Raw genomic sequence first — 12675 nt, 5'->3', positions numbered from 1 at the left:
TCTCACAGCGGGGATCAATCGGGTCTCGGGCACACGCTAGCCCGCCGGGGCGATTACGCAGAACGCGGCGACGATTCTCACCCTCCGTCGCGGGGTGCCCGATATCGGAGGAACTCCGGGAAGCGCCACACGCACAGCAGCACGCCCACGATCACGGCGAGGCCGCCGAGCGTCGCGGTGGGGCCGGGCCCGACGAGCGAGGCCACCGACCCGTGCCACATGTCGGCGAGCCGGGGCCCGCCCGCGACGACGACGATGAACACGCCCTGCATCCGGCCGCGCATCTCGTCGGTGGCGACGGTCTGCAGCATCGACGACCGGTAGACCGAGCTGACCAGGTCCCCGGCACCGGCGACGGCGAGCGCGAGCACCGCGAGGAACAGCGAGCCGGTGAGCCCGAACACGAGCACGCCGCCGCCCCAGACGCACACCGCGACGACGACCGCGACGCCCTGGCGCTGCACCTTCTGCAGCCAGCCCGAGAGCACGCCGCCGGCGACCATCCCGATCGGGATCGCGGCGTACAGCAGGCCCTGCTGGATGCCGCCGTCGGCCGACCCGCCGAAGGTGTCCACCGCCATCTGCGGGAACAGCACCCGGGGCATGCCCAGACCCATCGCGATCACGTCGACCAGGAACGAGACGAGCAGGATGCGCTGCGTCCCGACGTAGCGGAAGCCGTCGACGACCGAGCGCAGCCCCACCTTCGGGCGGGCGCCGTCGAGCCGTTGCGCAGAGCTGGGCAGCGCGGGCAGCCGCCAGGTCGCCCACAGCGTCGCCAGCAGGAAGATCGCATCGATCAGGTAGAGCGTCGACAACCCGATGAACGGGATCAGCACCCCGGCCAGCAGCGGCCCGAGCACCGCGCCGACCTGCACGACGGTCATGTTCAGCGCGTTCGCCGCGGGCAGCTGCTCGGCGGGCAGCAGCCGCGGGATGACCGCGCTGCGGGTGGGCTGGTTCATCGCGAGCATCGCCGACTGGAACGCGAACAGCACCAGCACGACCCACACGTTCCCGGCGCCGCTGGCCGAGACCACCCACAGCGCCAGCGAGCTCAGCGCGATGCCGGAGCCCGTGAACAGCAGCATGACCCGGCGGTCGACGGCGTCGGCGATCGCGCCGCCCCAGAGCCCGAACACCACGAGCGGGACCAGCCCGAACAGGCCGGTCAGGCCCACGTAGGCCGACGACCCGGTCAGCTGGAAGACCTGGATCGGCACGGCGACGACCGACAGCTGGGCGCCGATCACCGTGACGATCCCGGCGGTCCACAGCCGCCGGTACGCGGGCGTGCGCAGCGGGGTGGTGTCGGCGAAGGTCGACCGCAGCAGGCCGGTGACCCGACCGGCGCGGGTCCGGGTGGTCGGGCCGTCGCCCGTTGCGGACGGGACCGGCCGGGTCGGGGAGTCCCGTTCCGCGCCGGGCACGGGCTCGGTCGGCCCGTCCCCCGGATCGTTGCGACTGCTCACGACGTCAAGGTGTACACGGGCCCCCCGACGGTGCGCCTCCGGGTTCCCTCCTAGGGGGCGAGCCTGCGGACCGACCAGGCGTCGTCGCGGCCGGCCTCGAAACGCAGCCGGTCGTGCATCCGGTCGGCGCGGCCCTGCCAGAACTCGACCTGCCACGGCACGATCCGCCAGCCGCCCCAGTGCGGGGGCCGCGGGATCTCCTCGACGCCGTCGAAGCGGCGGGTGACCCCGGCGAGCGCCTGGTCGAGGACGGTCCGCCCGGCGACGATCGTCGACTGCGCCGACGCCCACGCCCCCAGCTGCGACCCGCGCGGGCGCAGCGCCCAGTAGGCGTCGGACTGGGCGTCCGAGCAGCGCTCCACCCGGCCGGAGAGCTGCACCTGCCGCGCCAGGTCGTACCAGGGGAAGGTCACCGAGGCGACGCGCGTGCGGTTCAGGTCGTGGCTCTTGGCCGAGGTGTAGTTCGTGTAGAAGACAATCCCGCCGGCGTCGAGGCCCTTGCACAGGACCGTGCGCGACGACGGCAGCCCGTCCGGGTCCGAGGTCGCCAGCACCATCGCGTTCGGCTCGGTCAGTCCGGCTTCACGGGCCTGCTCCAGCCACGCGGTGAGCTGTTCGTGCCAGGTCGGGGCCAGGTCGTCGACGTCGAGCGGGCGGCTCGAGTAGTCCGTCCGCATCCTCTCGAGCGCGGGCGCGTCGGTCATCGGTTCCCCTTCCGGCCAGGTGCGTGCGTCTCGCACGGTAAGCGCGCCGGAGCCGCGTGTGCACCCGCCGATCGGAGTGGTCGCGACCGGTGTTCACGGACGGGAGCCCGGTTCGTGATCGACGCCACCGGTCGGTCGCGTTGCCCTGCTGACCCGTTCGGAGCAGGGTGACGGCGACGATCCGAGCCGAAGGAGACCCGGTGACCGAGACGACCGCGCACGAGGTGCCCCCGCCACCGCCCGGCTTCACGTCCGGGCTGGAGGGCCACGTCGCGTTCCGCACCGAGATCGCCGAACCCGACAAGGACGGCGGCTCGCTGCGCTACCGCGGCGTCGACCTCGAGGACCTCGCCGGCACCGTGACCTTCGGCGACGTCTGGGCCCTGCTGGTCGACGGCCGGTTCGGCCAGAGCCTGCCGCCCGCCGAGCCGTTCCCGATCCCGGTGCACACCGGGGACGTCCGGGTCGACGTGCAGGCGGCGCTGGCCATGCTCGCCCCGTACTGGGGCTACCGCCCGCTGCTCGACATCGACGACACGGAGGCCCGCGACAACCTGGCCCGCGCCTCGGTGATGGCGCTGTCCTACGTCGCCCAGTCCGCCCGCGGCATCGGTGTGCCCGCGGTGCCGCAGTCGCGCATCGACGAGTGCTCCACCATCACCGAGCGCTTCATGACCCGCTGGCGCGGCGAGCCCGACCCGCGCCACGTCGCCGCCGTCGACGCCTACTGGGTGTCCGCCGCCGAGCACGGCATGAACGCCTCGACCTTCACCGCCCGGGTGATCGCCTCCACCGGAGCCGACGCCGCCGCGTCGCTGTCCGGCGCGATCGGCGCCATGTCCGGCCCGCTGCACGGCGGCGCCCCGGCCCGGGTGCTCCCGATGATCGACGAGGTGGAGCGCACGGGCGACGCCGAGGCGCTGGTGAAGGGCCTGCTGGACCGCAAGGAGAAGCTCATGGGCTTCGGGCACCGGGTCTACCGGGCCGAGGACCCGCGGGCCCGCGTGCTGCGCCGCACCTGCCAGGAGCTGAACGCCCCGCGCTACGAGGTGGCCGCCGAGCTGGAGCGCACGGCGCTGGCGATCCTGCGCGAGCGGCGCCCGGACCGTCCGATCGAGACGAACGTCGAGTTCTGGGCGGCGGTGATCCTCGACTTCGCCGAGGTCCCGCCGCACATGATGCCCGCGATGTTCACCTCGGCCCGGACCGCGGGCTGGTCGGCGCACGTGATGGAGCAGAAGCGCGAGGGCAAGCTCGTGCGTCCGAGCGCGCAGTACATCGGCCCGGGCCCGCGCCGTCCGCAGGAGGTCGAGGGCTGGGACTCGGTCTCCGCCCGCTGACCGCGCCCTCGGTGTGCCCCCAGGGGAACTCTCGTGGCGTAGAGCGCTACGAGGGTTCCCCTGGGAGCGGCCCGACGGGCAGCGGCGCGGGGACCCGCCGGCGCCGGATCGCCAGCGACAGCCCGGCCGCGACGACACAGAGGACGGCGCCGCCGTACCAGGCCGCGTCGTAGCTGCCCAGCGCGTCCCGGACCAGCCCCGCGACGAGGGCGGCGAACGCCGCCCCGATCTGGTGCGAGGCGAAGATCCAGCCGAACACCACCGCCGAGCGGGCGCCGAACGCCTCGCGGGCCAGCGCCATCGTCGGTGGGACGGTCGCGACCCAGTCCAGGCCGTAGAACACGACGAACGCGAGCATGCTCGCGTTCAGGTCGGTCCCGAACAGCGGCGGGAGCAGGAACAGCGACAGCCCACGCAGCGCGTAGTAGGCGCCCAGCAGGAGCCGCGGGTCGACCCGGTCGGTCAGCCAGCCGGAGAGGATCGTCCCGAGCAGGTCGAAGATGCCGACCAGCGCGAGCAGGGAGGCAGCCGTCGTCGCGGGCATGCCGTGGTCGTGCGCGGCCGGGACGAAGTGGGACTGGACCAGCCCGGCCGTCGTCGCGCCGCAGATGAAGAACCCGCCGACGAGCAGCCAGAACGTACCGGTGCGCGAGGCGTCGGCCAGGGCCCGCAGCGCCAGCCGCGCGGCACCCGTGCGCTGCGGCGGGACGACGTCGGCCTCGGTGCCGCCGTAGGGCAGGACCCCGGCGTCGGCGGGGCGGTCCTTCAGGAACAGCAGCACGACCGGCACCACGGCCAGGGCCGCGCCCGCGGTGATCAGCGCCGCGGGCCGCCACCCGCCCGACTCGACGACGGCCGCGACGAGCGGCAGGAACACCAGCTGCCCGGTGGCGGTGGCGGCGGTGAGAACGCCGGAGACGAGGCCGCGACGGGCGACGAACCAGCGGTTCACGACGGTCGCGACCAGCGCCATCGCCATCGACCCGGTACCCAGCCCGACGACGACGCCCCACAGCAGCACCAGCTGCCAGACCGCCGTCATGAACACGGTCGTGCCCGCGCCGACCGCCACCATGACCAGCGCGGTCGCGACCACGCGGCGCACGCCGAAGCGCTCCATCAGCGCCGCCGCGAACGGCGCGGTCACCCCGAACAGGGCGAGGTTCACCGCGAGCGCGAAGGAGATGGACCCGATGCCCCAGCCGAACTCGGCGTGCAGGGGCTCGACCAGCACCCCGGGTGTGGACCGGAAACCGGCCGCACCGAGCAGCGCGAGGAACGTCGCGGCCGCGGCCCACCAGGCCGGGTGCACCCGGCGTCGTTGCGTGGCCGATGTCGTCGGCGCCGTCGTCATGGGCTCATGGTGCGGGGTCCCTGCGTCGCGCAACAGTGGCCGTCGAGACGATGTGTGCAAGAATTCGGCCATGCACCGGGTGGGGGTCCTCACCGTCGACGGGGTGATCGCGTTCGAGCTGGCGATCCCCGAGCGGATCCTGGGCACCACGACCACCCCCGACGGCACCCCCCTCTACGACGTGCGCGTCGCCTCGGTCGACGGCGGCCCGGTCCGCACGAGCGCCGGCTACCGGGTGCTGCCCGAGCACGGGCTCGACGCCCTGGAGCGCGCCGGGACGCTGGTCGTCCCGGCGATCCGGGGCTCCGGCGTCGGCGACGAGGCGACGCTCGCGGTGGTGCGCCGGGCCGTGGCGCGCGGGGCGCGCGTCGTCGGGATCTGCACCGGCGCCTTCACCCTCGCCGCCGCCGGGGTGCTCGACGGCCGTCGCGCCACCACACACTGGGCCCACGCCGGGCGCATGCGACGGATGTTCCCGCAGGTCGAGGTGGATCCGGACGTGCTGTTCGTCGACGACGGCGACATCCTCACCTCGGCGGGCGTCGCCGCGGGCATCGACCTCTGCCTGCACCTGGTGCGCCGCGACCACGGTGCCGGGACCGCCGCGGCGACGGCCCGGCGCAACGTCGTCGCGCCGTGGCGGGAGGGCGGGCAGGCGCAGTTCGTGGAGTCCCACGTCCCCGACCCCGGCGGCGGCCCCGACACCCGCGCCGTGCGCGAGTGGGCGTTGCAGCACCTCGACCGGCCGCTCGCGGTCGAGGAGCTGGCGGAACGGGCGTCCATGAGCGCGCGGACCTTCACCCGCCGCTTCCGCGCCGAGACCGGCACCAGCCCGGGGCGCTGGCTGTCCGCGCGTCGCCTCGACCTCGTGCGACGCCTGCTGGAGACCACCGACCTCCCCGTCGAGCAGGTCGCGGCCCGCTCCGGCTTCGGCACCACCGCCGCGCTGCGTCAGCGGCTGCACGCCGACATCGGGATGGCCCCGCTCGCCTACCGGCGCTCGCACCGCGCCCCCGCCGTCACCCGATGACGCCGGAGGGTGGCACGCAGCACTCGTCGCACGTCACGCCGGTCCGGCTGCGACACTGGTGGGGTGACCTCCCCTGCCGATCTGAAGATCCCCGGCGATCTCCTTCCGCAGGACGGCCGCTTCGGATGCGGTCCGTCCAAGGTGCGCCCCGAGCAGCTGTCCGCCCTCGCCGCGACCGGTGACTCCCTGATGGGCACCTCGCACCGGCAGAAGCCGGTGAAGGAGCTCGTCGGACGGGTGCGGTCCGGGCTGGCCGAGCTGTTCTCATTGCCGGACGGCTACGAGGTCGTCCTCGGCAACGGCGGCTCCACCGCCTTCTGGGACGCGGCCGCGTTCGGCCTGGTCCGTGAGCGCTCGCTGCACCTGACCTACGGCGAGTTCTCCCAGAAGTTCGCCGACACCACCACCGGCGCGCCGTTCCTGGCCGACCCGGTGATCGTCAAGGCCGACCCGGGCAGCGCGCCGGAGCCGGTGAGCGACCCGTCGGTCGACGTCATCGCGTGGGCGCACAACGAGACCTCGACCGGCGTCGCGGTGCCCGTCAACCGGCCCGCGGGCACCACCGACGACCAGCTCGTACTGATCGACGCCACCTCGGGCGCCGGCGGGCTGCCGGTCGACATCACCCAGTCCGACGTCTACTACTTCGCCCCGCAGAAGGGCTTCGCCTCCGACGGCGGCCTGTTCCTCGCGATCATGAGCCCGAAGGCCCTGGAGCGGGTCGCCGAGCTGGCCGCGTCGGACCGCTGGATCCCGCCGTTCCTGTCGCTGGCCACCGCCGTCGACAACTCCGGTAAGGACCAGACCTACAACACGCCGTCGCTGGCGACCCTGTTCCTGCTCGAGGACCAGGTCCGCTGGATGAACGCGCTGGGCGGGCTCGACGGTTGCGTCGCACGCACCCGCGACTCCTCCGACCGGCTCTACACCTGGGCCGACAAGAGCAGCTTCGCGTCGCCGTTCGTCACCGACCCGGCGCACCGCAGCCTGGTGGTCGGCACGATCGACTTCGACGACGCCGTCGACGCCACCGCGGTGGCGAAGGCGCTGCGCGCGAACGGGATCGTGGACACCGAGCCGTACCGGAAGCTGGGCCGCAACCAGCTGCGGATCGGGATGTTCCCGGCCGTGGAGCCGTCGGACGTCTCGGCGCTGACCGCGTGCGTCGACTGGGTCGTGGAGCGGCTGGGTTCCTGACCATGTCCCGGGAGGGCATCCCCTCCCGGGTGAACGAGGACCGTCCACCGAGGTGGGTCGACCGGCTGCGGTCGGCCCACCCGGCGGTGGTCCTCGCCGTGGCGGTCGTGTTCGTCGGCACCCCGACCGTCCTGACCGCCGTCACCAGGGTGCTGCTCCCGGACACGCCCCGGCCGCCCGCGGCCGCTCTCCCGCTCCTCGCCGTCGCGCCCGGTGACGCGAATCCGGCCTCGAGCGGATCACCGTGCTCTTCGCCATGGTCCGCGGCATCGCTCTCGCCTGCTCGGTTCGGGCCGCCGCGTCGTTCGTGGCGGCCGAGGGTCTTCTCCACGTACTCGTGCTCCTGACGTCCGCGGTCGGACCGGCCACCCTCGCCACCCGGATGGTCCGGCCCAGCGCCGCCGTCGAGCCGTTGTCCGAGCCGACCACGGTCCGAGCGGGCGGGGGACCACCCGCGCCGGTGGCGAATGTCCGCGCCGGCAGGGGCTACGGGCGGCGGGCAGCGGGCGCCGATGTGCGCATCGGTCGGTGATCCACATGGCGCGCGCAGTTCCGTCGTTCGCGCGCGTCCGGACGCGCGCGGGCCGCGGATCACCGCGCGGACTGCGGATGACCGGGCGGGCGGTCACCGCGACGGGAGCGCGCCCGCAGGTACCTCGCGTCCACCCTCCACGACGGCCCCGGCGCCGTTCCCCGTCCTGACACCGCGCCGGGGGAGATACGTCCCGGCCGTCCTGTTCCGCATCGGGGGTGGCCACGGCACCGCGCACGCCGGGTTGCGTCGCGGCGCGGCGTCGTTGCGTGATCGATAGCAACTCGTTGTAGTCACACGCGTATCAATCGCCCCAATTACCTCGTGAGTCACGACCTGTGCGACGCTGCGCACGGTGAGTGAGAACGGCTCGGCGGTCCCCCGGGCGAGTAGGTGTTGTCGACCAGGCAGAACTCGCCCGGCGCGCCTCACCCGGCACGGACCCCTCGCCCTCTACCGTCACCCGGACGGGGACGACAGCAGGAGGTCAGGTCGATGCGCGCGTTGCGGGTCGTGGGGGTGACCGGGGACGGCTCGGTCGTCCTCGAGGACCCGGGGCGTCGCGAGCGCTACACGGTGCCGGCCGACGAGCAGCTGCGGGCCGCGGCACGGGGTGACGTGACCCGGCTCGGCCAGATCGCGATCGAGTTGGAGAGCCAGTTGCGCCCACGGGAGATCCAGGCCCGAATCCGGGGTGGCGCGTCGGTCGACGAGGTCGCAGCCGCGGCCGGCGTCCCGACCCAGAAGATCGAACGCTTCGCCTATCCCGTCCTGCTCGAACGGTCGCGGACCGCCGAGCTGGCCCAGGGTGCCCACCCGCAGCGCACCGACGGACCCGACTCGCGCACGCTCGGTGAGACCGTCGCGCACACCTTCGGCCTGCGCGGACAGGACTACGGCGGAGCCGGCTGGGACTCCTGGAAGGGCGAGGACGGCAAGTGGGTCGTCGTCCTGACGTGGCAGACCGGCCGCTCGGACAACGCCGCGCACTGGGCGTTCCAGCCCGGCGCGCACGGCGGCACCGTCGTCGCGCTGGACGAGCACGCCTCCGACCTCGTCGAGGGTCTGCCCGCACGCCCGCTGCGTCCGCTCGGCGCGGTGGTCGACATGGCCCGCGACGAGGACCACACCCCCCAGGCCCCGACGCCCGCCGCTCCGGCGCGCGCCGTCGCGGCCGCCGGTGGGCAGCAGCCCGAGGCCTGGGCCGGGCGCGGGATCGCGCCCGAGCAGCGTCGGGCGAGCCCCCCGCCGCCCCGGACACGCGTCGAGACGCCCGGTCGCACCGTGGGCGCCCGCCCGGACGACACCCGGGCCCCGGCCGCCGCGGCGCCCGTGGTCCCCCAGCGCGCCGAGCAGGTCGAGGACGCCGGCTCCTCCGCTGCGGCCGACTCCACGCAGGCCGACTCCACGCAGGCCGACTCCACGCAGGCCGACTCCACGCAGGCCGAATCCACGGACACCGACGGCACGGTTGCCTCGACCGCCACTGCGGACGCTCCCGGCGCCGACACGGCCGCGGCGGTCGGCACGGGTACGACCGGCGCAGCCCCGAGCGGCTCCGCCTCGACCGGTACCCCGCCGAACGGTGCCTCCTCGAACGGCGTCTCCTCGAAGGGCTCGGCCCCGGCCGCCGCGGCACCGGTCGGTGCGGGCCCGACCGGCCGGGAGTCGACGGCCTCGGACACCGCGGCGGACCCGGCCACCCCGCCGCCGGCAGGCACCGGCTCCACCGCCCCCCACGGGGCTGGCACGGACGCAGGGGCCTCGGCCGTCCCGGCCCCGGGCGCCACGGACGCGGGCGTCACGACCGCGTCCGGTGCGGAGACGTCCGCCACCGACTCCGGGTCCGGGTCCACGGGCGACGCGACGAGCCCGGCCGCGTCGTCGGCGACGACCTCGTCGGACGCAGCCACGGCCGCCTCCGCGTCGGACGCCGCCGCACCGACCACCACGAACCCGACCCCGGGCTCGACCACGGCGGCCCCGGTGCAGGACGGCGGGACCGCCGCGTCGACCACCCCGGCGCCGACCACCGCGGCGTCCGCGGGCACCACCGCGGGCTCCACGAGCACCTCCGCCGACCACGGCGAGGCCTCCCCGACCGCGTCGGGCGACGCCCCCGGCGAGGGGGCCGACGCACCCACCGGGGCTGCCGCGGCCACCACCGGGGCACCGGGCACGTCGTCGTCGGACGGCTCGGACCAGGAGACGGACCCCGCTCCGGCACAGGACACCGAGAGCGCGGCGCCGCGTCGCCCGTCCACCGCGGGATCGCGGCGGACGAAGAAGGGCAAGCCGGTCATGCCGTCGTGGGACGAGGTCCTGCTCGGCGTCCGCGGCCAGCGCTGACACGTTCCCGCAGGGGTTCCGTCCTCCCGCACCGGATCCGGTCCCGTGTGGGAGCACGGGTCCGGTGTGGGACCGCACCGCCCGCGGTCAGCCCCCGCCGGTGACGGCGTGGAAGGCGACGGCGGCGGCCGTTGCGACGTTGAGCGAGTCCACGCCGCTCGCCATCGGGATCCGGACCCGGCGGTCGGCGGCGGCCAGTGCCTCGTCGGTGAGACCGGGACCCTCCGCACCCAGCAGCAGGGCGACCTTCCGGCCGCACAGGCCCGCCGAGGCGAGGGGCTCGGCGTCGGCGGAGGGAGTGAGGGCGGCGACGGTGAACCCCGCCTCCCGCAGCCGGTCCACCGAGGCGGGCCACGCGCCGTCGAGGGTCGTGAACGGGACCCTGAGCACGTGCCCCATCGAGACGCGGACGCTGCGCCGGTACAGCGGGTCCGAGCAGCCGGGGCCGAGCAGGATCGCGTCGACGCCGAGGGCGGCGGCGTTGCGGAACAACGACCCCAGGTTCTCGTGGTCCCCCACCCCCTCGCAGACGGCCAGCGTGCGGGCGCGGGCCAGGACGTCGTCGAGGGACGGCGCGGGAGCCCGGTCGGCGACGGCGAGCACCCCCCGGTTCAGGTGGAACCCGACCGCCCGGGCCATGGTGTCGGCGTCGGTCGCGTAGGCCGGGACGTCGACGCCGGCGAGATCGTCGGAGAGCTCGTCGAGGCGACGCGGGACCCCCAGCAGGGAGCGCACCGGATACGGCGAGTCGAGCAGCCGGCGCACGACGACGACACCCTCCGCGATCACCAGCCCACGCCCACCGGGCCGATCGGGGCGCCGATCGGCGGTCGTGAGGTCGCGGTAGTCGTCGATTCGGGGGTCGTCGGAGTGCTCGACCGTGGTGAGTATGGCCACGACGCCCGATCGTCCCACGTCACGGACCGTTCGCCGCGCCTGGTCGCCCGGTCAGCCGGTACCGCCCGGTCCGGCGATATGACACGGTGTAGTGCCGCCTCCTCCGACAACGGTCCTCCGCCGTGTGAGTGAGAAGGCGCTCCCCGTTCGATGGAGGTCGGTTCGCGCATGGGTCAGGTGGTCGACCGGACGACGTTCAGCCGGCGCGACCGCCAGCGGTACCGGATCAAGGTGCAGCGCTGTCTGGACACTCTCGGTGACCTGCTCAGCAGCTACCCGTTCTCCGACACGGAGCCGATGACCGGCGTCGAGATCGAGTTCAACCTGGTGGATCCGGAGCTGGCGCCGTCGCTCAACGGGAGCGACGTGCTGGACACGATCAACTCGGGCGAGTGGCAGACCGAGCTCGGCCGCTGGAACCTCGAGCTGAACCTGCCGCCCCGGCCGCTGCCCGGCGACCAGTGGCGCCAGCTGGAGCACGAGCTGCTCGACCTGCTCGCGGGCGCCGGGGCGAAGGCCGGTGACCTGCGCACCCAGCTCGTCATGATCGGGATCCTGCCGACGCTCGACCCGGGGCACATGACCGCCGAGGCGATCTCCCCCGAGGACCGCTACGAGGCGCTCAACGACCAGATGCTCAACGCCCGGGGCGAGCCGATCCGGATCGACATCGCCGGCTGCTCGCCGGAGGAGCGGGTCAACGCCGACTTCGACACGATCATTCCCGAGGCGGCCTGCACGTCGATGCAGCTGCACCTGCAGGTGTCCCCCGCCAACTTCGGGCGCTACTGGAACGCCGCGCAGTGCCTGGCCGGTGTCCAGCTGGGGCTCGGGTCGAACTCGCCGTTCCTGCTCGGGTCACAGCTGTGGTCGGAGACCCGGATCCCGCTGTTCGAGCAGTCCTGCGACGTCCGGACCCCCGAGTTCCACAACCAGGGGGTACGTCCGCGGGTCTGGTTCGGTGAGCGCTGGATCGACTCGGTACTGGACCTGTTCTCCGAGAACGCCCGCTACTTCCCCGCGCTGATGCCGCTGACGTCCGATGTGGACCCGGCGACGCAGATGCGCGACAAGGGCTTTCCGGACCTGCCCGAGCTGACCCTGCACAACGGCACGATCTGGCGCTGGAACCGGCCGATCTACGACAGTACCGGCGACACCCCGCACGTCCGACTCGAGAACCGGGTGCTCCCCGCGGGGCCGACGACCGTCGACATGGTCGCCAACGCGCTGTTCTTCTACGGCCTGCTGCGCACCCTGGTCGAGGCCGACCAGCAGCTGTGGCGGTCGGTGTCGTTCGAAGCGGCGCGGGAGAACTTCCAGACCGCGGCCAAGCACGGCATGCACGCTCCCCTGTACTGGCCCGGCACCGGCTGGGTGCTCCCCGACGAGCTCGCCCTGCGCAAGCTGCTCCCCCTGGCCCACGAGGGTCTCGCCCGCTGGGGCGTCTCCGGCGCGGTCTGCGACCGGTACCTGACGGTGCTGGAGCGGCGCTGCGTCACGCGTCAGACCGGGTCGTCGTGGCAGATCGACACCGTCGCCGCGCTGGAGGCGCGGGGCGCGGACCGGATGAGCGCGCTGCGCGGCATGCTCGAGCGCTACCTGGCGCACTCGACCGCCAACCAGCCCGTCCACACCTGGGAGATCCCCGGCTGATCGGCTTCGCCATCGCGAAGCATTCTCCGCGACCGGGCCCGCTCACCGCCCGCACGTTCCTACCGTCCCTCTCCGCACACCCGCCCCGGGTGCGCGTACGGGACGGAGGGACATGTCCATCCAGCACCACCCCGACCGGCGTCG

9 protein-coding genes are annotated in these 12675 nt (G+C 74.0%); 5 read left to right on the top strand and 4 right to left on the bottom strand.

The window, feature by feature from the left end:
• Window positions 1-77: 77 nt before the first annotated feature.
• A complete protein-coding gene (locus ATL51_RS19315) occupies window positions 78-1472 on the bottom strand; it encodes an MFS transporter (RefSeq protein ID WP_301549092.1) in 1395 nt (464 codons plus the stop codon).
• A 50-nt stretch (window positions 1473-1522) separates the two neighbouring features.
• Complete coding sequence (gene pdxH, locus ATL51_RS19310) at window positions 1523-2176, bottom strand: pyridoxamine 5'-phosphate oxidase (RefSeq protein WP_073577864.1); 654 nt, start codon at window positions 2174-2176, stop codon at window positions 1523-1525.
• A 200-nt stretch (window positions 2177-2376) separates the two neighbouring features.
• On the opposite strand from pdxH, the gene ATL51_RS19305 reads away from it, so the two are divergent.
• The gene (locus ATL51_RS19305) at window positions 2377-3516 is read left to right on the top strand and encodes a citrate synthase 2 (protein ID WP_100879455.1); all 1140 of its coding nucleotides are present in this window, start codon (window positions 2377-2379) and stop codon (window positions 3514-3516) included.
• A gap of 46 nt (window positions 3517-3562) precedes the next feature.
• Here ATL51_RS19305 and ATL51_RS19300 read toward each other — a convergent pair whose 3' ends face one another.
• A complete protein-coding gene (locus tag ATL51_RS19300) occupies window positions 3563-4870 on the bottom strand; it encodes an MFS transporter (RefSeq protein ID WP_167410021.1) in 1308 nt (435 codons plus the stop codon).
• Between the two features lie 70 nt (window positions 4871-4940).
• Between ATL51_RS19300 and ATL51_RS19295 the strand changes: the two genes are divergently transcribed.
• From ATL51_RS19295 to sepH, 3 genes are all read left to right on the top strand, one after another.
• On the top strand, window positions 4941-5900 hold the full coding sequence (locus ATL51_RS19295) for a GlxA family transcriptional regulator (protein ID WP_100879453.1): 960 nt from the start codon (window positions 4941-4943) through the stop codon (window positions 5898-5900).
• 63 nt (window positions 5901-5963) lie between these two features.
• Complete coding sequence (gene serC, locus ATL51_RS19290) at window positions 5964-7097, top strand: phosphoserine transaminase (RefSeq protein ID WP_100879452.1); 1134 nt, start codon at window positions 5964-5966, stop codon at window positions 7095-7097.
• Between the two features lie 1027 nt (window positions 7098-8124).
• A complete protein-coding gene (gene sepH, locus ATL51_RS29100) occupies window positions 8125-9978 on the top strand; it encodes a septation protein SepH (protein ID WP_208623033.1) in 1854 nt (617 codons plus the stop codon).
• Window positions 9979-10065: 87 nt separating this feature from the next.
• On the opposite strand, the gene ATL51_RS19275 is transcribed toward sepH, so the two are convergent.
• Entirely contained in the window at window positions 10066-10875 is an 810-nt protein-coding gene (locus ATL51_RS19275) for a TrmH family RNA methyltransferase (RefSeq protein WP_073577870.1), read from the bottom strand.
• A 168-nt stretch (window positions 10876-11043) separates the two neighbouring features.
• Between ATL51_RS19275 and ATL51_RS19270 the strand changes: the two genes are divergently transcribed.
• On the top strand, window positions 11044-12531 hold the full coding sequence (locus ATL51_RS19270) for a glutamate--cysteine ligase family protein (protein WP_073577871.1): 1488 nt from the start codon (window positions 11044-11046) through the stop codon (window positions 12529-12531).
• Window positions 12532-12675: the final 144 nt, after the last annotated feature.

Origin of the sequence: Pseudonocardia alni, from assembly GCF_002813375.1 — a bacterium.
In the GTDB taxonomy this organism is placed as follows: domain Bacteria; phylum Actinomycetota; class Actinomycetes; order Mycobacteriales; family Pseudonocardiaceae; genus Pseudonocardia; species Pseudonocardia alni.
Note: the sequence above shows the minus strand (reverse complement) of the source record. Positions and strands in the feature narration are given on the sequence as shown.